This is a genomic window from Edaphosphingomonas haloaromaticamans (assembly GCF_001853345.1).
Lineage (GTDB): Bacteria > Pseudomonadota > Alphaproteobacteria > Sphingomonadales > Sphingomonadaceae > Sphingomonas_E > Sphingomonas_E fennica.
Genome location: NZ_MIPT01000001.1, coordinates 669,338 through 690,062 on the forward strand (window position 1 = coordinate 669,338; position 20,725 = coordinate 690,062).

At 65.7% G+C, this 20,725-nt stretch carries 23 protein-coding genes; 13 read left to right on the forward strand and 10 right to left on the reverse strand.

Annotation, left to right across the window (positions count from 1 at the left end):
* The first annotated feature begins 209 nt into the window (after positions 1-209).
* On the forward strand, positions 210-524 hold the full coding sequence (locus BHE75_RS03050; RefSeq protein ID WP_070932311.1) for a UrcA family protein: 315 nt from the start codon (positions 210-212) through the stop codon (positions 522-524).
* A gap of 289 nt (positions 525-813) precedes the next feature.
* Positions 814-1,020 (forward strand): hypothetical protein, encoded by a 207-nt coding sequence (locus BHE75_RS03055; protein ID WP_015459285.1) that lies wholly within the window; start codon positions 814-816, stop codon positions 1,018-1,020.
* Between the two features lie 35 nt (positions 1,021-1,055).
* Here the strand turns inward: BHE75_RS03055 and BHE75_RS03060 are convergent, their stop codons facing one another.
* From BHE75_RS03060 to BHE75_RS03070, 3 genes are read right to left on the reverse strand one after another with little or no spacing between them, the layout of a single operon-like run.
* Complete coding sequence (locus BHE75_RS03060) at positions 1,056-2,021, reverse strand: formylglycine-generating enzyme family protein (RefSeq protein ID WP_191225129.1); 966 nt, start codon at positions 2,019-2,021, stop codon at positions 1,056-1,058.
* The gene (locus BHE75_RS03065; protein WP_070932313.1) at positions 2,021-2,500 is read right to left on the reverse strand and encodes a YidH family protein; all 480 of its coding nucleotides are present in this window, start codon (positions 2,498-2,500) and stop codon (positions 2,021-2,023) included. Before BHE75_RS03065 ends, BHE75_RS03060 begins: the two co-directional genes overlap by 1 nt.
* A 27-nt stretch (positions 2,501-2,527) precedes the next feature.
* Positions 2,528-3,061, reverse strand: a complete 534-nt coding sequence (locus tag BHE75_RS03070; protein ID WP_015459288.1) for a DUF4136 domain-containing protein — start codon at positions 3,059-3,061, stop codon at positions 2,528-2,530.
* A gap of 247 nt (positions 3,062-3,308) precedes the next feature.
* On the opposite strand from BHE75_RS03070, the gene BHE75_RS03075 reads away from it, so the two are divergent.
* Positions 3,309-3,983, forward strand: a complete 675-nt coding sequence (locus BHE75_RS03075; RefSeq protein ID WP_070932315.1) for a hypothetical protein — start codon at positions 3,309-3,311, stop codon at positions 3,981-3,983.
* A gap of 7 nt (positions 3,984-3,990) precedes the next feature.
* Here the strand turns inward: BHE75_RS03075 and BHE75_RS03080 are convergent, their stop codons facing one another.
* Positions 3,991-4,422, reverse strand: coding sequence for an EF-hand domain-containing protein (locus tag BHE75_RS03080; RefSeq protein ID WP_070932317.1), 432 nt, complete (start codon positions 4,420-4,422; stop codon positions 3,991-3,993).
* Between the two features lie 319 nt (positions 4,423-4,741).
* On the opposite strand from BHE75_RS03080, the gene BHE75_RS03085 reads away from it, so the two are divergent.
* Both BHE75_RS03085 and BHE75_RS03090 read left to right on the forward strand, forming a co-directional pair.
* Complete coding sequence (locus BHE75_RS03085) at positions 4,742-5,389, forward strand: response regulator (RefSeq protein ID WP_015459291.1); 648 nt, start codon at positions 4,742-4,744, stop codon at positions 5,387-5,389.
* 130 nt (positions 5,390-5,519) lie between these two features.
* Complete coding sequence (locus tag BHE75_RS03090) at positions 5,520-7,061, forward strand: arylsulfatase (RefSeq protein WP_070932319.1); 1,542 nt, start codon at positions 5,520-5,522, stop codon at positions 7,059-7,061.
* Positions 7,062-7,174: 113 nt separating this feature from the next.
* Here the strand turns inward: BHE75_RS03090 and BHE75_RS03095 are convergent, their stop codons facing one another.
* On the reverse strand, positions 7,175-8,401 hold the full coding sequence (locus BHE75_RS03095) for a patatin-like phospholipase family protein (protein ID WP_191225130.1): 1,227 nt from the start codon (positions 8,399-8,401) through the stop codon (positions 7,175-7,177).
* 493 nt (positions 8,402-8,894) lie between these two features.
* Here BHE75_RS03095 and BHE75_RS03100 point away from each other — a divergent pair, with 493 nt between their 5' ends.
* Entirely contained in the window at positions 8,895-10,076 is a 1,182-nt protein-coding gene (locus BHE75_RS03100) for a sensor histidine kinase (protein ID WP_191225131.1), read from the forward strand.
* Here the strand turns inward: BHE75_RS03100 and BHE75_RS03105 are convergent.
* Complete coding sequence (locus BHE75_RS03105) at positions 10,063-10,713, reverse strand: response regulator (protein WP_070932322.1); 651 nt, start codon at positions 10,711-10,713, stop codon at positions 10,063-10,065. The two genes, BHE75_RS03100 and BHE75_RS03105, sit on opposite strands and share 14 nt — an antisense overlap.
* A 188-nt stretch (positions 10,714-10,901) precedes the next feature.
* Here BHE75_RS03105 and BHE75_RS03110 point away from each other — a divergent pair, with 188 nt between their 5' ends.
* Positions 10,902-11,204 carry a DUF1622 domain-containing protein gene (locus BHE75_RS03110; protein ID WP_254684347.1) on the forward strand — a complete coding sequence of 101 codons (303 nt, stop codon included), beginning with the start codon at positions 10,902-10,904 and terminating at the stop codon, positions 11,202-11,204.
* Here the strand turns inward: BHE75_RS03110 and BHE75_RS03115 are convergent.
* The gene (locus BHE75_RS03115; protein WP_070932326.1) at positions 11,138-12,241 is read right to left on the reverse strand and encodes an HAD family hydrolase; all 1,104 of its coding nucleotides are present in this window, start codon (positions 12,239-12,241) and stop codon (positions 11,138-11,140) included. The genes BHE75_RS03110 and BHE75_RS03115 overlap by 67 nt on opposite strands.
* Positions 12,242-12,418: 177 nt before the next feature.
* Here BHE75_RS03115 and BHE75_RS03120 point away from each other — a divergent pair, with 177 nt between their 5' ends.
* Positions 12,419-13,297 carry a Na+-dependent transporter gene (locus BHE75_RS03120; protein WP_070932328.1) on the forward strand — a complete coding sequence of 293 codons (879 nt, stop codon included), beginning with the start codon at positions 12,419-12,421 and terminating at the stop codon, positions 13,295-13,297.
* 34 nt (positions 13,298-13,331) lie between these two features.
* On the opposite strand, the gene BHE75_RS03125 is transcribed toward BHE75_RS03120, so the two are convergent.
* Positions 13,332-14,345, reverse strand: coding sequence for a SphA family protein (locus BHE75_RS03125; protein WP_070932330.1), 1,014 nt, complete (start codon positions 14,343-14,345; stop codon positions 13,332-13,334).
* Between the two features lie 265 nt (positions 14,346-14,610).
* On the opposite strand from BHE75_RS03125, the gene BHE75_RS03130 reads away from it, so the two are divergent.
* The 4 genes from BHE75_RS03130 to BHE75_RS03145 all read left to right on the forward strand — a co-directional run bounded on the left by BHE75_RS03130 (position 14,611) and on the right by BHE75_RS03145 (position 17,643).
* Positions 14,611-15,411, forward strand: a complete 801-nt coding sequence (locus tag BHE75_RS03130; RefSeq protein WP_070932332.1) for a DUF2092 domain-containing protein — start codon at positions 14,611-14,613, stop codon at positions 15,409-15,411.
* Positions 15,408-16,097: a hypothetical protein gene (locus tag BHE75_RS03135; protein ID WP_070932334.1), complete on the forward strand. Its 690-nt coding sequence runs from the start codon at positions 15,408-15,410 to the stop codon at positions 16,095-16,097. Before BHE75_RS03130 ends, BHE75_RS03135 begins: the two co-directional genes overlap by 4 nt.
* 113 nt (positions 16,098-16,210) lie before the next feature.
* On the forward strand, positions 16,211-17,032 hold the full coding sequence (locus BHE75_RS03140) for a DUF2092 domain-containing protein (protein WP_191225132.1): 822 nt from the start codon (positions 16,211-16,213) through the stop codon (positions 17,030-17,032).
* Positions 17,029-17,643: a hypothetical protein gene (locus BHE75_RS03145; RefSeq protein ID WP_070932336.1), complete on the forward strand. Its 615-nt coding sequence runs from the start codon at positions 17,029-17,031 to the stop codon at positions 17,641-17,643. Before BHE75_RS03140 ends, BHE75_RS03145 begins: the two co-directional genes overlap by 4 nt.
* 234 nt (positions 17,644-17,877) lie before the next feature.
* On the opposite strand, the gene BHE75_RS03150 is transcribed toward BHE75_RS03145, so the two are convergent.
* The gene (locus tag BHE75_RS03150; protein WP_070932338.1) at positions 17,878-18,579 is read right to left on the reverse strand and encodes a DUF3313 family protein; all 702 of its coding nucleotides are present in this window, start codon (positions 18,577-18,579) and stop codon (positions 17,878-17,880) included.
* A gap of 60 nt (positions 18,580-18,639) precedes the next feature.
* The gene (locus BHE75_RS03155; protein WP_191225133.1) at positions 18,640-19,314 is read right to left on the reverse strand and encodes a DUF3313 domain-containing protein; all 675 of its coding nucleotides are present in this window, start codon (positions 19,312-19,314) and stop codon (positions 18,640-18,642) included.
* A gap of 241 nt (positions 19,315-19,555) precedes the next feature.
* Here BHE75_RS03155 and BHE75_RS03160 point away from each other — a divergent pair, with 241 nt between their 5' ends.
* On the forward strand, positions 19,556-20,725 hold the full coding sequence (locus tag BHE75_RS03160) for a BamA/TamA family outer membrane protein (protein WP_191225134.1): 1,170 nt from the start codon (positions 19,556-19,558) through the stop codon (positions 20,723-20,725).

The following is a 20,725-nucleotide window of genomic DNA, read 5'->3' on the forward strand; positions in this document are numbered from 1 at the left end:
GTCCGAAACCGGACAGATGGGGGATTGCCCATAAAGGGAATTTTCGTGAGATGGTTTATTTTGCCATCTATGTGCGAAATTTGCCGATAGATGGTGGACATCATATCGGCAAAATCGAAAAATATGAGAATTTTCGGGGAAATCGAAATTGGCACGATCCCTGCTGAGTAGGAAAGCATCTGCAACCTCACTCAGGGAAGGGAAAGAAAATGACCATCAAGAACAACTCGCTCGCCGGCTTCGGTGCGATCGTCGCCACTGTCGTCACCCTCGCCGCCGCCACCCCGCTGCGCGCCGAAACGGTCAGCCAGCCGGTCTCCTACAGCGACCTCGATCTGTCGACCGATGCCGGCGTCGCCACCTTGAAGAGCCGCGTCAGCCGCGCCGCCGACCGGATCTGCGGCCGGACGGGCAACGTCCCCACGGTGGCGAGCGCCCGCTGCCGCGCCAAGGCGATCGAAGGGGCGAAGGCCGATATGGCGATGGCCGTCGCCAAGTCCGATCTCCGCTTCGCCGCCCGTTGATCGTGCGGCTGATGCGAACCCGCCGTCCGGCTGCGAAAGCCGGAACGGCGGGCTCCATCGCCCGGTAATTCCGGGCAAAAGCCCGGCCCACCAGCCGCCGCGCGGCGGGCAGGGGGTTGATCGGGGCCTGATGCCCCCCATATCCAGGGCGCCGACATGGTGCGCCATGCGCCGGGATCGTCCGAACCCGGCTGCCGCCCGAACCCCGCGGGGTGGGGCATGCCAATCCACCGGAACGCCAGACATGCCGTGGCCCCAAGGCCGCGCGTGTGGCTTCATCCGATAGCGTATGGGCGCCGCCGCCGGCATTTCCATAAACCAAGATGCGCGATCGAACGCGCCCAGGAATGAAATGCAGACCATCAATCACAAGAACGCACGAAATGAAACGCGCCGGCCGCCGATGCCGGCTTACGATCCCGCCATCCGCGCCGCCGGATCGGCGCTCCTCTCCCAGCGCGAGCTGCGCCGCATCGTCGCCGACATCATCGGCTGAATCCGCTCGCGGCCTCGCGCCGGCGACGGGCGCGGCTATTCCCCCGCGCCTTCCCGATACACGCAACGGAATCCGATATGGGAGGTCGGCGTGTCGATAGGATGCGCATGCCGGGCGGCGGGCCGGTAACGCCGGCAGTAGCTGGGCGCGCAGAGATGCGATCCGCCCTTCAGCACGCGGCGGGGGATGGGGATCGGATCGCCCGGCGCCACGCTTCCGGCCTCGGTCGGCGGGCGGGGCCGATCCCCGCCGCAGCAGCTTTTGGCGGCGATCCGCGCGCCGGGGAGCGACCACCAATCCGCCGTCCATTCCCACACATTGCCGATCATGTCGTAAAGGCCGTGGCCGTTCGGCGGATAGGTGCCCACCGGCGACGTGCGCAGCCAGCCGTCCTCGAGCTGGTTTTCCATGGGAAACGCGCCCTGCCAGGTGTTCGCCATGGCCTTGCCGTCGGGCATCAGGACATCGCCCCAGGCATATTCCGCGCCTTCCAGCCCGCCGCGCGCGGCATATTCCCATTCGGCCTCCGTGGGCAGCGCCAGCCCGGCCCAGGCGGCATAAGCCTCGACATCGGCCAGCGCGACATGGACGACGGGATGGTCGTCCAGGCCGTCGAGGCTGCTTTCCGGCCCCGTGGGATGCCGCCAGTCCGCGCCGGCCGTATATTGCCACCATTGGGTGATCGGGCCGTGGAGGGCGACCGGGGCCGAAGGCTGCACGAACAGCAGCGATGCCGGAACCAGATTTTCCGGAAGCGCACCGGGATAGTCGGCCGGGTCCGGGGCGGTCTCCGCGACCGTCACATGCCCGGTGGCGGCCATGAAGCGCGCGAACGCCGCGTTCGTCACCGGCATCCTGTCGATCCAGAATCCGTCCACGCGGGCCGGGCGGCTCGGCCGCTCCTCGGGATAATGATCGTCCGATCCCATCGTGAAGCGGCCGGCGGGAATCCAGGCCATATCGCGATCGGCCACGGCCGGCATGGCCCCGGCGGTCGCCATCAGAACGGCCCGATATGGAAGATGGCGCGCAGGATCGCGAACAGGCCGACGATCAGCAGGGCCCCGGCGATCAATGTCGTCGACGATAGCTGGAATTGCGCCATGTTGTGGATCAGCCCCAGCCGATAGAGGCGGTTGCGCCGTTCGCGCAGCATCCTGATCGAGCGCACATGATTATAAAGGCCCAGGCACAGCATCACCATGCCGATGGCGATCAGCACCGCGCCGAACCGGCGGGGCGCGGCGCTCATCATCTGGTCCTTCAGATAATTCTCCTTCAGCGTCTGGAAGAACTGGAAGACGGTGAAGCCGAAGGCGATCAGCGAGAGCGAGGTGCGGACGACCGACATCAGCGTGCGGTCGCTGCTCATCTCCGTGCGGAAAAGCGATAGCGCGGTGCGATTGGAGGAAAGTTCCTCCGAAGGATCGCCGCCGATCAGGGAATCAGCGTCGCCGGGGGGAATGGGTGGTTCGTCCATATCACGTCTCCGATCGGCGGGCCGGCGCTATCGGGCCTTGGGCGGGGGCGGCGGGAAATTGGCGAGCGCCGCGTCGACCGCGACGTCGATCATCGCCGGATCGGGCTTGTTCCGGTTGATCTCCTGCGTCGCGGTGCCGTGCCAGACCGGCTTTTTCGTGGCGACGTCATATATGTCGATGGTCAGGGTGCCGTCGGTCACGTTGCGCACGTCGACATCGTGATATCCGCCCCAGCCATAGCCGAAGCGGGGGAAGAAGGGGCCGTAAGGGCCGTAATCCGTCACTTCCACCCTGTCGCGGGCGCCGAGCGTGAAGGCTATGGCGAAATCGCCGTTCGCCGATTGCGTGAAGGATCGGGCGGCGAGCGACCGGTCGATCGACGCCTTCACCCGTTCGAACAGCAGCGGGTTCATCCCCTGCGGAACGCCGGAAAATACCCAGCTATAGGATCGGTAGCGGCTGAAATCCGCCGTCGGATCGGAGTCGTAATTGACCCGCGGGGTCGATGCACAGGCGGTCGCCACCAGCAAGGCGGCAATGCCGAACCAACGCTTCGCCATCGATTCCCTCCATGGCTTCCGGTTGTCGTCATTATGGGGCAGCGGAAGCCGCCATACCTATCGGGAAGAATACCGAGATCGCCTGAGATCAGTCCGGATGGCGCGGGGCGGCCACCGGCGCTGCGGGAAGGCCGGCCCCGCCGCAAGGACGATCGGGACGTTGCCGGGTCGCGGCACGGGTTTTCCCCGATGGCGAAGCGCGCGCGGGCAATCGAAAAGCAAGGGGAGGAGGAAGGGTCCCCGCCCGATGGATGAAGAGGCCGAAACGATCGAGGCGGCGCAGCGGCGCCACGAACGGCATCTGGACCTGGCCGAGATCATCGCCGCGCTGGTGCTGTCCGTGGCGGCGCTCCTGACCTCCTGGGCGGGCTTCCAGGCGGCGCTCTGGGATGGCGAGCAGGCGGCCGCCTATACCCGCGCCGGTGCCGCCCGGGTGGAGGCGAGCCGGCTTGCCATGCAGAACGGCCAGTTGGAGGCCGTGGACCTCTTCCTTTTCTCGCAATGGCTCGATGCCGTGGCGCAGGAGGAGCCAAGGTTGCAGGCTTTTTACCACCGGCGCTTCCGGCCCGCATTCCGGCCGGCCTTCGATGCCTGGATCGCGCTGAAGCCGCTCCACAACCTGTCGGCGCCGCCCACGCCCTTCGCGATGACGGATTATGCGATGCCGTTGCGGAACGAGGCCGCGCGGATGGAGCGCGAGGCGGACAGGCTGTTCTCCGATGGCGAGAGGGCGAACAATATCAGCGACGCCTTCGTCCAGGCGACGGTGATCCTGGCCCTGGCGCTGTTCCTGGGCGGCATCGGCCAGACGTTCAAGCGGCCCAGGGTCCGGCTGGCGCTCATCAGCCTGGCGGCGGTGGCGTGCATCGTTGGGCTGGTCCAGCTCCTGCAGCTTCCCGCGCTGCGCCTCACCATGGGATGATTGCCGGTCAGCGCCCGTGGGCTGCGCGCAGGGCCGCGATCTCGGCCTGCGTCACCGCACCGTCCTTGTTGGTGTCCGCGCGCGTGAACATCGGCATGGGCGCCTTGGCCAGTTCCTCGCGCGTGACCTGCCCGTCCTTGTTGAGATCGGCTTCGGCGATCATCGCATCCAGCCGGGCGGCAATCTGCGGACGGTTGGACGCGCGGGGGAAATCCGCCCGGCTGACCACGCCGTCGCCATTATGGTCGAACTGGGCGAAATGGCGGGATCGCGCCGCCGCATATTCCGCCTGCGTCACCTTGCCGTCCTTGTCGGCATCGGTCTGCTCGAACGCCGCCGCCGGATCGCGCTGGCGCATCTGCGCCCACCCGATCACCGGCGCGGCCAGGAGGATCGCGGCCGCCGCCAGATGTCCGCCGAAATAGAGGGAACGCAGCATGATCCGAACTCCCGCTGACGAGATGGTCGCAGGGAAATTAGCCGCCTCCGCCTGAGCGCGACATCGGGACTTTCCCGGTGGAATGCCTCGTATATCTTCCGGGCGCGCCTGCCTTGGATGGGATCGGGCGCCGCCCGTGCGGGGGTAAATCCCTATGGTCTTCGCCCCCGCTTCGGGTGATCCTTCGTGAATCGGCGAGCCGGAGCAGCCGGCCGGAACAAGTGGAGGGAGTGGTGCGAGGAGCACGATCGACCATGCAGGCCCTGCGCTGTTTCCCGCCGGATCGCTCCACGGCAAGGCCGGGCTGAGCGGAGTGGGCATGGGACCTCCCCAGCGCCGCATCCTGATTGCGGACGACCATGAGGTGCTGCGTCGTGGCGTGCGCACCTTCGTGGAGAATCGGCCCGACTGGATCGTGGTGGGCGAGGCGGCGGACGGCCAGAGCGCGCTCGATCTGGCGCTGGAATGCAAGCCGGACATCGCGATCGTCGATTATCTGCTGCCGATCCTCAACGGGCTGGATCTCACCCGCCGCCTCAAGCGGGAACTGCCGCGCGTCGAGGTGCTGATCTATACCATGCACGATCGGGAGGATCTGATCCTCGAGGTGCTGCGCGCCGGCGCGCGCGGCTATGTGCTGAAATCCGATACGGGCGGTCACCTGCTGGGCGCGATCGAGGCGCTATCGGTGCACAAGCCCTATTTCTCGGGCGCGATATCGGAAACCCTGCTCGATCGCTTCCTCGAGGCGGATCAATCGGCCAGCGGCACCACCCTCACCCAGCGCGAGCGCGAGGTGGTGCAGCTGATCGCGGAGGGCCGGACCAACAAGGAAATCGGCCACGCCCTGCACATCAGCGTGAAGACAGTGGAAACGCACCGTGCTTCCTCCATGCACAAGCTGAAGCTGAAGACGACGGCCGAGCTGGTGCGCTACGCCGTGCGCAACAACATCGTCCAGGCCTGAAGCCCTCCCTCCGATGCATCGTTGCCCGCATGCCCAGGGCATATCCGCGCGAAGGGAAGGGTTTGTCCCGATAGGATAGCCGCCGGCCGGCTGCGATGTTTTCCCCGATCCTCTGCGACGGAGATTCGCGATGCCGAAGGGTAAACCCAATATATTGGTGATCTGGGGCGACGATATCGGGATCAGCAACCTCAGTTGCTATTCCCACGGCCTGATGGGGTATCAGACCCCGAATATCGATCGCCTCGCCAGGGAAGGCACGATGTTCACCGACAGCTATGGCGAGCAGAGCTGCACGGCGGGCCGTTCCTCCTTCATCACCGGCCAGAGCGTCTATCGCACCGGCCTGTCGAAGGTCGGCCGTCCGGGCGGACGCGAAGGGCTGCAGGCGGAAACCGTCACGATCGCGGACCTGCTGAAGAACCATGGCTACGCAACCGGCCAGTTCGGCAAGAACCATCTGGGCGACCGCAACGAATTTCTGCCCACCCTGCATGGCTTCGACGAATTCTACGGCAATCTCTACCACCTGAATGCCGAGGAAGAGCCGGAGATGTACGATTATTATCCGGAAAAGGATTTCCCCAACATCCGCAAGACCATCGGCCCGCGCGGCGTTCTCCACTGCTTTGCGCAGGACAAGGACGACACGACCGAGGAGCCGCGCTGGGGCAAGGTCGGCAAGCAGAAGATCGAGGATACCGGCCCTCTGACGAAGGAGCGCATGGAAACTTGCGACGACGATTTCGTCGAGCATGCCCGCGCCTTCATCAAGAAGGCGCATGCCGATGGCGTGCCTTTCTTCGTGTGGCTGAACACCACCCACATGCACATGTTCACGCACACCAAGAAGGAAAGCCTGGGCCAGGCCGGCCGCTGGCAATCGCCTTATCATGACACGATGATCGATCATGACGGCAATGTCGGCCAGATGCTCGATCTGCTCGATGAACTCGGCATCGTCGACGACACCTTCGTCATGTATTCGACGGATAACGGCCCCCATCGCAACTCATGGCCCGATGGCGGCACCACGCCGTTCCGCAGCGAAAAGAACACCAATTGGGAAGGCGCCTTCCGCGTGCCGCTGCTGGTGCGCTGGCCGGGCAAGGTGAAGGCCGGCCATGTCGCCAACGGTATCGTCCAGCATCATGACTGGCTGCCCACCTTCCTGGCCATCGCGGGCGAACCCGATGTCGTGGAAAAGCTGAAGAAGGGCCACAAGGCCAATGGCAAGACGTTCAAGAACCACATCGATGGCGTGAACCTGCTGCCCTACCTCACGGGCGAGGAAGAGGAGAGCCCGCGCAAGCTGTTCTTCTATTTCAGCGATGACGGTGACGTGCTGGGCGTCCGTTACGACAATTGGAAGATCGTGTTCATGGAGCAGCGGGTGCGCGGAACCATGCAGGTCTGGGCCGAGCCCTTCGTCCCGCTCCGCCTGCCCAAGCTGTTCAACCTGCGGACCGATCCCTACGAATATGCCGACATCACGTCGAACAGCTATTACGAATGGTTCCTCTATCACGACTATATCCTGTTCGGCGCCTACGGGTTGGCGGACAAGTTCGTGCAGACGTTCAAGGATTTCCCCCGCGTGCAGAAACCGGGCAGCTTCACGATCAGCGATGCCCTGGCCAAGCTGTCGGAACCGGCCGCCGGTTCCAGCTGAGCGGGAATTCGGCAATGGCGGGGCGGAGGCCGGAAGCGGCCTTCGCCCCGTTGCCGTTCGGATCGGTATCGGTTGCGTGCGTGCCCTGACGATTCCGGCGGAGATCCGGCCTGTCAGCGCTGGTCGATCGGGGCGGCCTCATATCCCGGCGGATATTTCTGCCAGCGATATCCCGCGCTTCCCTCCGCCCTGCCGAGCTCGAAGAGCTGGCGCATATAATCGGTATCGAATTCCTGGCGGTGCGGCACGTTGAAGCTGCTGGGGATGAAGGCCAGGTTGTAATCGATCCCGTCGCGCTGCGTGGTCACGTAGATGCGGTAGAGATCGCCTATCCCCTGCGTCTGGGTGAGCGAGGCGACGGCGCGCGCGGCCACCGGCAGGGTGCGCCGTTCGACGCTTGCCCAGTCCGGGTCCAGCCGGGCGTTGCGGATGATGTAGAGCGTGCGCTTGCGCGCCACGATATGGCCGTGCAGCGCGGCCTTCGCCGCCGGCGGATAGAGGAAGACCTGGGCGATCGTGCCGCCGTCGACATGCATTTCCTGGTGGCGGACGCCGTCGACGGTCACGTCGATCATCACCGGCGGGAAGGCGCCGGGGATCGACGCCGACGCCACGAGTATCTTGCGGAACAGCTCCGGCGCGCGCGGATCCTTGCTGGCGGCGATCGCCGTCATGTTCCAGATCACCGGCTCCAGCGCGTCCAGGTCCGCCGTGGCCACCAGCAGCAGCCGCCCCTTGGCATATTCGCGGGCGATGGCATCCAGCATGGCCTGGTCGACATAGCGTTCTACAAGCTGCATCAGCGGCGTCGAATCCGCCATCGCGTCGGCGAAGAAGCCTTTCAGCAGACCCCGCATCCGGAAGACGTCGCGCGGGGAGATGGTGGTGTAGACCCGCGCCAGCTCATCGTCATAATCCGGCCCCAGGAAGGCGAAGGGGGCGGAAAGGGCGCCGGTGCTGATGCCCGTCACCACCTTGAATTCCGGGCGGGTGCCCGATGCCGTCCAGCCGTTGAGCAGGCCGGCCCCAAACGCGCCATTATCGCCGCCGCCGGATATGGCGAGATAGGATGCGGGCGGCAAAGGCCCGGTCTTGCCCTGGGATGCGAGATAGGCCTGCTCCTTCCTTATCGAGGCGATGGCCTCGTCCGCGAAGGGAGCGGGATCGCGCGCGGCCAGGAAGCGGATGGCGCCGATCACCGGCTGCGCGCGCGCCGTCTGGGCGACCGGCACGGCAGGCAGGCGCTTCGGCGTGGCGCACCCCGCCAGCGTCACGGGCAGCACCATCAATATGGCAAGTCCGTTGCGGAAGCGACGAGGGCCCGATCGATCGTGGTGCATCTTCGCCCCTTTCATGGACCGCGCGTGCCGGCGGTGTGCGGGCTCGGCATGGTCCGATCCGGCGTCTGTCGCGGCACGCCGGCCGTGTCGGATTGGAATGCGATAGCGTGCCCGGCGCAATCAGGTGAAATACGGACCGGTCATCGAAATATGGCTGTCATGATCGATGGAATGCGGTCATGCCAAGTGAAGCGCGAAAAAGGATGAAATATCCCATGCCGACGCAGGGCTTGGCTGGATGGGGTATAACTTGGCGGCACTGCATGTCGCTGCCGGAGGTCGCGCCCAAAGGATGCACTTCTTTTTTGTCCTAGGGGTTTTCACTGAATGACGGCACACCCCACTCCTAGGTATATTGACGATGCGTTTCGTTCGGGCTGGGGTTTGCCCGATCGGGGCGCGAAACAGGGTAGGCCAAGAGGGAAGGGATAATCGGGGGTTTCTCTGCTTGTGTTCCTGCGTCCGGACCGGACGTGCTTGGGGAGTCGAACACATGCGCGAAGCGATACGAACGCGGACCTGCGCACCGGACCGGAGCGGCCTCGCCGCCACGTTTCCCAGCCAGCTCGCAGTCCATTCCCCGCCGCCGCTTCCTCGCGGTTTTCTGGCGCTGGTGCGCACGATCATCGATACCTTGCCCGAATATGTCGCCATCCTCGATCCCGGCATGCGGATCGTCGCGGTCAACACGGCATGGCGGAATCTGGCCCGCATGGCCGCTACCGGCTGCGAGGCGGACAATGCCTATATGGGCCGCAGCTATCTGGAGATGTGCCGGGAGGCCGGCTATGCGAACTCTGACGCGCGCGTGATGGGCGATGGCCTCGTCGCGCTCTATGAAGGCCGCATCTCCCGCCTGGAGCATGAATATATGCTCGATGTCGGCGGAGACCTCCGGCATCACCTCATGAATGCGCAACGGCTGGCGATCAGCCCGGAATATTGCATCGTCAGCCATGCCGATGTCACCGACAGACGGCGCCGGGAAACCGAGCGCGACCGTTTCTGCCAGCTCCTGTTCAAGGCGGAAGGCGACGAGCGCCGGCGGATCGCGCGCGAGCTGCACGACGATACCGCGCAACAGCTTGCGGTGATGCAGCTCAGCCTGCTCACGCTGGAAGGGCCGCGTTCGGTGCGGGCAAGGCGGACCTATTCGGAAATCGAGGCCGGGCTGATCGCGCTTCAGCAGAAGGTGCGGACGCTGAGTTTCGTGCTTCACCCGCCGGAACTGGGCTGCGACGGCATCGCGGCCGCGCTCAAGCTGTTCACCACGGGCTTTGCGCGCCGCACGGGCCTGCGCATCGATTTCACCGCCGATCCGGACTGCCGCACCAATTCCGATGTCATCGACCTTGCTCTGTATCGGATGACGCAGGAGGCGTTGTCCAACGTCGTCCGCCATGCCGGCGCGGCCAGCGCCTCGGTGCATCTCGGCGGGGGCGCTGGCGAGATCATGCTGGAGGTGCAGGATAACGGCATCGGCATAGACGAGGCGGCATGTGCGCCGCACGCCTGCTGCACGGGCGTGGGCCTGCGCGGCATGCGCGAGCGGATCGAGGCCCTCGCCGGCCGGTTCGAGATCCGCCGCCTCGCCAGGGGCACGCTCGTCCATGCCTCCCTGCCGATCCGCAGGCCGCGCGATGCGGACGGGCCGATCCGGCTTACGCCTGGGTGATGTTGTTGCGCACCGCGTAGCGCACCAGCTCCGCCGTCGACCGTATCTTCAGCTTGTGCATGGCAGTGGCACGATGCGTTTCAACCGTCTTGATGCTGATGCCGAGCAGGTGGGCGATCTGCTTGTTGATCTTCCCCTCGGCAATGAGTTGGACGATCTCGCGCTCGCGCGTGGTCAGGCCATTGAGCGTGTCGGATGCGCCCGGCGGCGTGTCGCGCAGGAAATGCTGCAGCAGCGCCTCGGATGCGATGCCCGAAAAATAGGGCTGCCGGTTCGCCAGCGCTTCCACCGCGGCCACGAGATGCCAGGACGGATCGGATTTCAGCACATAGCCGCGCGCGCCGGAACTCAATATGTCGGCCAGCAGGTCGTCGCGATCCTGCATGGTGTAGATCAGCACCTGGATGTTCGGGATTTCGCGAACCAGCGCCCGTGCCAGATCGCGCCCGTTCAGCAGCGGCAGCAGATAATCGATGATCGCAATGTGCGGCTGCGCCTCCCGCGCCATCTCCAGCGCCTGATGCCCGTCCGCCGCCTCCGCGACGATCTGTCCGTGCGGGCATTCCGCCAGCACGTCGCGGATGCCGCGGCGCATGGCGCCATGATCGTCGGCGATCAATATCCTGCGTGGTGGCATGCATTGGGTCATGATCGGAAGAATATTATGAACGATATGTAATATCAACAATATTAAAATTTGTATGAAATTATTGCCAGGAACAAATGTTCTGCGGTGGAGTGTTCATGAAATAAAAAGACGGGTGCAATATGGAGGAAACTCTAAAGTTAGCTGCATCATATTCCGCCCTTCTGCTGGAGATCGTGGTGGTGATCGTGGTCGCCTACGGGGCGTTCGAGGCCGCCGTCCGGGTCGTCACCAACATCGCCACCAAGGCGCCGCAGGATTGGTCCCGCCGGGCGATCTGGCTCAGGTTCGCGACCTGGATACTCCTTGCGCTCGAATTCGCGCTGGGGGCCGATATCATCCGCACCGCCGTCGCCCCTACCTGGGACGATATCGGCAAGCTGGCCGCCATCGCGGCGATCCGGACCGGGCTCAGCTATTTCCTCGAACGCGATATCGAAAGCGTGGGCGAGCCGCCGGCCACGGGCGGCGGGGCGGGCTGAGCGCCGTTAGCCGCGCTTGCCGCCGCATCGGGATAGATGCGCTTCCAGTCCTTCGCCATGTCCACCACGATCCAGCCGCGCCGCGGCGCTTCGTCCAGCGCCTTGTCGAGGCGGCCTACCGCGGACTGGCGATCATAGGCCCATTCCCTCGCCCGGTCGCTATGGTGGACGATGATCGCCATCGACGGGCCGGGCCGCAGCGTCGTCCATTGCAGCATCTGCAGGTCCCCATCGGAATTGCCGGCGGCGAACAGCGGCCGGCGGCCGATGATCGCGCCGATCGCGGCGGGCTTGCCGGGGCCGTCATCCATGAATTCCATCACCGGCTTGCGATCCAGCGCCGGCGTGTCGCCGGTCAGCCGATATTCCAGCTTCATCCGCGATCCGATCACCTGTTCGGGCGGTATGCCGTAAACATGTTCGGCAAAGGCGCGCATGAATTCGGTGTCGCCGCCCGATACGATGAATGTCTTGAAGTCGTTGGCGCGCAGATAGGCCAGCAGTTCCAGCATCGGCTGATAGACCATCTCGTCATAGCGCCGCCCCGTTGTGGGATGGCGGGCCTGCGCCAGCCACTGCTTCACCGTCGCCCGGAATTCATCGTTGGTCATGCCGGCATGGGTGGCCATCACGATTTCACCCAGCGCCTTTTCGCCGCCCAGCGCGAGCGCCTTCACGTCGCCGGCCAGCGCCGATTTATAGGGTTCCTGATCCTTCCATTCGGGATGCTGGGGGGCCAGTGCGCGGATGCGGTCCAGCGCGAAAAGGAACTGGAAGTATAGCGGCTGTTCGGCCCACAACGTGCCGTCATTGTCGAAGGTGGCGATGCGTTCGGCCACCGGCACGAAAGCGTCGCCCTTGCTCGTCGTCCTCTGCACGAAATCCACGATCGCCGTTCGCGTGGCGCCGGCCGTCCAGCTCGGCAGCGGATCGGCGGGCCGGGCCCCGGCGGCCATGGGCACGGCCGCGATGAAGGCCAGCGCGCCCAGCCCGGAAAGAAAGCGGCGGCGTCCCCGATCGGCTGTCGCCCTGGTCATGGCGTGCTTCTCCCGTTGGTCGCCCCAAGGTTGCTGGCGGGGTCCGGGCCTGTAAATCGGTGGAACTACCGATGGCGGCCCGATCGGTAGTTTCCTCCAATCCTCTGCGGGATTTGCCGGATCAACTCGCGCGCGCATCCGGTCCATTGCTGGGAAAACCAGACAGGCGGCCCGATCATGGAACTGCTCAAGCAACTCGTTCCCTTGCTCCTCACCTTCAGCCTCGCCCTGCTGGTGGTGGCGGTTGGGGCTGCATCGACGCGAGGCGACCTGCTTTACGTGTTTCGCCGCCCGGCGCTGCTAGCGAAGGCGCTGCTGGCCGTCAGCGTCATCCCCGTGCTGGTGGCCATCGCGGTGATCGCCGTCTTTCCCGTTTCCCATGCGACGCGCGCGGGCATCATGCTGATGGCGATATCGCCGGTCCCGCCGCTGGTGCCGGGCAAGATGATGAAATTCGGCGGACGCAACGATTATGCCTATGGCCTCTACAATGCGATGGCAGCGCTGTCGGTAATCACCGTGCCGCTATGGGGCATCATTCTGACCCATCTTTATGCGGCCCATGCGATATTCCCTCCGGCGGTCGTCGCCAGCAACGTGTTCATCGGCGTCGTCATCCCCCTGGTGATCGGCCTGCTGTTCGGCCGCTGGCTGGCGCCGGAGCGCGCGCGGCGCGCGGCACCCGTAATCGTCAAGATCGCCATGGCGCTGGTGATACTGGCCTTCGTCCCGATCATCCTCGGGGTCTGGCCGGAACTCACCGGGCTGGTGGGCGACGGCACGATCGTCGCCATGGCCGTGATCGCCGTCCTCGCGCTGCTGGGCGGACATTTGCTGGGCGGCCCGCTGCTGGGGGACAGGGCGACGCTCGCCTTCGCGGCGGCCATGCGGCATCCCGGCATCGCGCTAGCCCTTGCAGGCGCCAACCATGGCGACAAGAGCATATCGGCCGCCGTGCTGCTGTTCATCCTCGTCGGCATGATCGTCATGATGCCCTACCAGGCATGGATAAAGCGGCGGCTGGCGGCGGAGGGCCCGGCGCCCTCGGGCGCGTAGCGGGAAGCGGGGAGGGCGGATCGGCCCCGGGAAGCTACTCCGCCGGTGGCGCCGCCGGCATTTCCATGTGCAGCGGCAGGCTCAGCCCCAGCATCACGGAGGTGCCCTCCAGCCGGTTGGTCGCGTCGAATTCGCGCAGCACCCGCAGGCGGACGGTCGCCGGCGACCGGCCCATGACGAGATGGGTGGCCACCGTGCCGCCCACCCCGAAAACCTCGCCCTTGTAGCTGCCCAGCCGCGCGCCTTCGCCGCCGTCGCCCGTCACCTGCTTGAACCAATATCCCTGGATGCCCGCGGAAAATTTGGGGGAAAATGTCTTCTCGGCGGATGCCTCCAGGTGGAATTCCGTGCCGGTCTTGTAATCGGTCACCTTGTTGGTGCCGTTGAAGGTGAAGCCGGCCTTGCCGGAAATGTCCCAGCCCGCCTTGGGATCGTTCCAGCTCGCCGCGAAGGATGCGTCGCCCGCCCAGCGGTGGAAGGCGAGGTTGGCGAGCCGGCCCTCGCGATAATGGCCCACGGGGACGTTCAGCAGCGTGGCGAACTGCAGGTGCAGCTTCCCGGTCGTCCACCCCACCATCGCCGTCGCCACCGGATCGCCCAGCAGCAGGGACGAATCCCGGCGGGATATGTTGAACTGGTTGCCCAGCGGGCCTTCGATCACCGCGTCGACATTCACCATCGGCGCGCCGACGGGCACGATCGCGCCCACGGCCAGCGTGCCGCCCAGGAAATTGGTGGTCGGCACCCAGAGGGTGCTGGCGAAATCGGCCACGATCGTCGCGTCCAGGCCGGCCACGATATTGCCGCCCGTGATGAAGCGGCGGTTGGCGCTGGAGCTGCCGTCGTAAACATAGATCTCATTGTCCAGATACACGCCCTTCAGCGGCGGCAATATCGCCGTCTCCGGTCCGCCCGAGCCCAGCAGATAGAGGCTGGCGCCCCCCTCCGAAGCCCGGGCGCCATGGGGGCAGGCCGCGATGGCGGCGATCGCCGCGACGCATGGCACGGAAAATCGGGGAATGGAAAATCGGGGCGTGATGCGCGGCATGACGGAACCACCTCCTGCGGGGCACGGCATGGTCCTATCGGGCGGGGCGCTTGAACATCGGGACAATCCCTGAGCCCGCCTGGGGATATTATGGTCTCGCACCCCGCCCGCCCGCGCGCCGGCTGCATGCGAGGCTGGCGGCGGCCGGATCGGATCGCCGCCGGCCTGCCTGCATGGTTTTGCCGTTCGGTATCGGGGTTCTTCCCGATTGTTGGCGACGGGCAGGGGGATAGGTTCGCAGGCATTGGCTGCGGAGATCCCGTCCATGTCGATCACGATCCCCAGAGATGCCTTTGCGGCCGCCTCCCTGGCGGCGCTTCTCGCCCTGGCGGTGCCAGCTTCACCCGCGGCGATGGCGGCTCCGGACCCGGCGGCGGCGCGATCGGGCAGCATCGATCCGGTGGCGGTAAAGGCGTTCGAAGCCTTCCGCGCCTATCTGCGCCAGATCAATTCCTTCGAGCTGCGGGCGGAAACCACGATCGACGATGTCGTCGGGGATGATCTGAAGGTCCAGTATTCGGGCCGGGTCCGCTACGAATTCTCCAAGCCGGACAAGCTTTTCGTCGATTGGCGATCGGACAGGATGATCCGGCGGCTTTATTATGACGGCAAGGCGCTGACCATATATGCGCCGCGCTACGGCTATTTTGCCACCATTTCCCGCACCGGCGCGGTCGGCGATCTGCTGGTCGACGCGGCGGAAAAATATGATCTCATCTTCCCTTTGCCCGATTTCTTCTATTGGGCGGCGGGCCACGATACCGCCGATGATCTGCAGGAAGCGGTCTATGTCGGCTATGCGCGCATAGCGGGCGTCGATACCGACCAGTATCTCTATCGCCAGTCCGATCTCGATTGGCAGATATGGATCCAGCGCGGCAGCCAGCCCCTGCCGCGCAAGATCGTCATCACCTCGCGCAACGATCCCATGAAGCCGGCATTCTCGGCGCTGCTGCAATGGAATCCCGGCGTGGCGCTGCCGGCCGACCATTTCACCTTCAAGCCCACGGCGGCGGTGACGCCGGTCAAGCTGTCCACGGTCGCCGAACAGGGAGACCGGCCATGATCGCGCGCGGGATCGTCCTTGCCGGCGCCGCGCTGGTGGCGGTCGCGGCATCGATCGCCGGTTCCGCGGCGGAAGCGCGCCTCGCCCGCATGGGGATCGGCCATAATTTCGCCGGCCGGATGGGCGGTGGCGCCATGCATGGCCGGGCCTTGCCGCAGCATGGGCCGGCGGGCGGAATGCGGCCCGGCGGCGATTCCGGCAGCGTCCGCCATTTCGATCACGGCGTCGATCCGGGCTGGAACGGCGGAGGCGTGCCGCCGCCGAAGCCCGGCCCCGGCCCGCATCCCGATCCATCGCCAGGCCCCCATCCCGGCCCTGGTCCCGGCCCCCGCCCGCCGGGGCCGCCCCTGCCGCCGCCTCCACCCCCACCGCCGCCGCCGGCATGGGGCTGGGGCCCTTATTGGGACGATTGGGGGGATGACGATTTCGCGGCGGGCATGGCCTTTGGCGCGGTGACGGGGGCCGTGATCGGCTCGGCAGCCGCCTCGTCCGATACCACGGTGGTGGTTCCCGCTGCCGCCACGGGCACCGTGGGCACGGTGGTTACGGTGCTGCCGGCGGGTTGCGTGGCGACGCCGATCGGGGCCGTCACCTACGAACGATGCGGCACCGTCTGGTATCAGCCCCAGTTCGTGGGGACGGCGGTGCAATATCTCGTCGTCGCGCCGCCGCCGGGTGCGCCTTGAAGGCGGCCCGATCCCCGGCCGCGGAAGGCGGTGCATGCCGCCTGCCGGCCTGCGTTCCGGGATGGCGTTACCGGCGGGCCGGCAGCCTGGACATAGGACATAGGAGGACGAAGATGCGTGCTGGTTCAGGCAAGGTTGCCGTCGCCATCTGCATGGCGATGGCCGCGCCGGGGGCCGCGCCGGGCGCGGCGGCCGCGCAAACGGCACCCGCGGTTTCCGCCGCCGCCCCGCAAGCCGCGCAGGCCCAGCCGATCCCGCCGCGCGTGAAGCAGGCGCTGGATCGGATGGGCACGGCGCTGCGAGCCCTCACCGCGTTCGAGCTTCGTGCCGACCTCACCACCGAGGACGTGCTGGAAACCGGGCAGAAGCTGCAGGGATCGTCGCTGCTCACCATGGACGTGCGCCAGCCCGACAGGCTGCTGATCACCGTGGATTCCGCGCGCAAGCAGCGCAGCATCTATTATGACGGGCGCAAGCTCACCGTCTTCGGCCCCAAGACCGGCTATTATGCCAGCTTCGACGCACCCCCCACGATCCGCGAGATGCTGCGGATCGCGACCGATCGCTACGGTCTCGAAACGCCGCTGGCCGACCTGTTCGAATGGGGCACGCCCGATTTCCCCGTCGATCGGATCGAGGAGGCGCTCTACGCCGGATGGGATCGGATCGGCACCCGCTCCTGCGATCATTATGCCTTCCGGCAGGAAGGCGCCGACTGGCAGCTGTGGATAGACCAGGCGGAGTCCGCGCTGCCGTGCAAGCTCGTCATCGTCAACACCGACGATCCGGCGCAACCGCAGACGACGGTCGTGCTCGACTGGACGACCGGCAAGCGCTTCACCGATGCGCAATTCACCTTCGCGCCGCCTGCGGGCAGCCACCAGATCACGTTCGGGCAGGTCGATCCCGGCGCCGCCAAGGGAGGAAGGCAATGAACGGCACGTTTCGTATCGGCGCGATCGCCGGCCTGCTGCTGGCAGCCACGACGCTGACGCCCGTCGCGCCCGCGCTGGCGACGCCTCCCGGCATAGAACGGCCCACCCAGCTCGCAATGGCGCCGCAGCGCGCAAGGCGCGGCGGGGGCGCGGCGCGGCCGGCGATGGCGCGGCCCGCCGCCCGCCCGGCCGTGGCCCGGCCCGGCGGCGGCAATGCCGGCACGCTGCGCGTGCGCGATTCATCGCGCGTCAGCCTGAACCACAACGTCAATCGGAACGTGAACCGCAACGTCAATCGCAACGTCAATGTCGACGTGCATGGCGGCTATTATGGCGGCGGTTATTATGGTGGCGACTGGGATGACAATGGCAGCTTCGGCGCCGGCCTGGCTGTCGGTGCCGTCACCGGCGCGGTGGTCGGCGCGGCCGCGGCCTCATCGCACTCCACCACCACCGTGGTGACGACGGGATCGGTGGTGACGGCGCTGCCCTCCGGCTGCTCCACCGTGGTCGTCAACAACTTCGCCTATCAGCGTTGCGGCTCGGTCTGGTATCAACCGCAATATTCCGGGACCACGGTGCAATATATCGTGGTCAATCCGCCGCAATGATGCCGAAGGAAGCGGCCCCGGCATTCCCGTACAGGCGGGAGCCGCGGGCCAGCCTGGCTGATCCATGGACGCGGCTCGCTTGATTGAGTCGATAGCGCCCCAGACAATGGATTCCCGCCTGCGCGGGAATCACGGAGGAGGGGGCTGTTTCCCCGGACATTCAGGCCATCAGGCAGGCGCGCGGGGGCGCTTCGTTATCCGGTAGTCGTTCCGGCCGGGGGTTGCCCACCCGGCCTAGCGTTTCTGGAGGCCGTCGGCGTCGATCGGCGATTGCGCCTTCAGTTCGCCCAGCCCGTCGACGCTGATCTTCGCCCAGCGATCGAACACGTCCGAAAAGGCGCCCCGGTTGGTCACGCTGTTGCGGAAATAGGGCATGCTGTCGCCGATATCGCGGGAATCGACCGCGCGGCCCAGCACCGCCCCGCTCAGCGAATCCCGCGCTTCCAGCACCAATGTCGCGCCGCCGGCATCGCGGGAGAAGGTCCGCACCCGGCCCGCCGGCATCGTATCGGGCGCCGTCACCGAAAGGTTGATCACCGCCGTCCGTAGCCGCAGCACATCCGGGCCGGAGGCGTTCACCACCTGGTAGCCGCCCTTGGCATAGGCCTTGCTCAATATGTCGTGAAAGCCCGTCTGGACCTGCGAAAGGATGCGCTGGGCATCGGAATCGCTCAGCCGCATCGTCATGGCGACGGATGAATTATTATAGTCGCGCAGCCAGTTCTTTTCGAACGCCACCTCGGTCGGATCCAGCATCACCTTGGTATAGGTGCGGAAATCGGCGCCGGGCAGCAGATAGACATAATCCATCTTCTTCGAATGGATCTTGTGGAGATTATCCCAGGTGTCGGGCGGCTTGGCCGCCGATGAGGGGGTGGCGGGCAGGGCGGCCAGAAGCCACAAGGCGGCCACCCGGACGGCAGTTCCCTTCAACATCGCTTGCGCCTTTCGATCAGCTTGTCCTGTCGGCGATCGACGCCATGAAGCGTCCTTCGATCATGATGCCGGGTGCTGCGCCTTGTCCAGCCGGTCGGCTATGTCCCGTCCCAGATCCTTGGCCACTTCCTTCACGGTATCGCCGGTCGATACGGTGGCCGGTATGTCCATCGCGCCGGGGGATTTGCGCCGGACGGCGGCATAGAGCAGCTCGTTGGTCTGGGAATCCCATACCTCTACGGCGAACAGCAGCGATCCGGTCATCGTGCCCGATTTGCCGGCCACGCTCTTCAGCGCGTTGAGGGCGAGCCCCATCGGCAGCACATGGGTGACGGTGGCGACGCCGCCGGCGGTGGCCTCGACGCCGAGCAGCGTCACCCTGAGGCGCAGCGTGCCCGGTCCGGCGGTCTGCACCACAGGGAATTTCTTCTGGACCTCTATCTCGATCTCGGCGGTGATATATTCGCCGAACTGCGCCTGATCCGCGGCGCTGATCTTGCCGAACTGGGCGTCCGGCCCGTTGTAGATCACCGTCTTGTCGATGATGATCTTGCTGTAGGGGGCGAGGCTCAGGCCCTGCTTCTTATATGTCCAGGATTCGCTCTTGGGCTTGTCGTGGGCCATCATGGCCGCTTCGGCCATGCCTGCGGGGGGGCGCTGCTTCGTGGGCGTGTCCTTGGCCGCCGCCACGGCGGGAAGGGTGAGCAGCAGAGCGATCAGGGGCAAGGATTTCATACGACCTCCCATCGGCCACATCTTCGCCGGCCGGGCGAATATCGGCCGCATGATCGAATGCGCGGCCGCCCGTTGCCATCGGGGATAACCCTGGTTCGCGGGCATAAAGTCTCTTGGATCGGCAAGTCTCTTGGATCGGCGGATGGAACGCCGGGATCGGCCCTTTCTAGGGGTAAGCCCCGCGCCCAACTCCCGAGTAAGCCGGATATGGGGCGCCGGTGCCCGGCCTTATGATCCCGACATGCCAGGCATCCGGCCGGAGGTGACGATGGGAACCCGCTGCACTATATGTTCGCGGCTGGTCGCCATCGCCGGCCTCGCCCTCCTCTGGGCCGCTCCCGCCCGCGCCTATCCCCCGGACGAGCCGGTGAAGGAGATGAGCGAGAACGCCAAGGCCGCGGGTGCGATGGCGGGAGGGCATGACCTGCTGGTAGTGCCGATCCCGCTTTCGAACCCCACGCTGGGCAGCGGGCTGACGCTGGCGGGCGTGATGTTCTACAACCCCAACCAGTCGCCCGAACCGTGGATAACCGGCGTCGGCGTGATGAAGACGAGCAACGGCAGCTGGGGAGCCGGCGCCTTCCACAGCATGTCGCTCGACCATGATCGGTTCCGGATCACCGGCTTTGCAGGCTATGGCAATGCCAACATCAAATTCTACGGCATCGGCCCCCATGCCGGCGATCGCGGCGTCTCCGTGAAGCTGGACGAGAAGGGCACGGGCGCGATGCTCCAGGCGCAGATGCGGATCGTGAAGAACGTCTATATCGGGCCGCGCTACCAGTTCCTCGATCTCAAGACGACGATCAAGAATCCCAATCCGATCTTCCCCGATCTCAACATTCCGCCGTTCGAGGCGGACAGCAAGCTGTCGCAGATCGGCCCCGTCCTCACCTATGACCGTCGCGACAACAGCCTGAACCCCCGCAATGGCGAGCTGTTCAACATCCAGTGGATGTTCAACGTGAAGGCGCTGGGCAGCGATTTTTCCAGCGACAAGATAACCATTGCCGGCAACGTCTATCGGCCGCTGTCGAAAACCACCGTGCTCGCGCTCCACGCCTCGGTGTGCGGGGCGTCCAAGGGGACGCCTTTCTACGATCTGTGCCTCTACGGCATGAACAACGATCTGCGCGGCTACGAGGCGGGGCGCTATCGCGACGGCGCCACCTGGGCGGCGCAGGCCGAGATCCGCCAGCACCTGTTCTGGCGGATCGGCGCGGTCGTCTTCGGCGGTGTCGGCGGCGTCTCCCCCAGCCTCGGCCATCTTACGGACACCAAGTTCCTGCCCGCCGGGGGAGGCGGCCTGCGGTTCCAGCCATCGCGGAAGACCAATGTGAATCTCCGGCTGGATTTCGCCGTGGGCAAGCATTCCAACGCGCTCTATTTCAGCATTGCGGAGGCGTTCTAA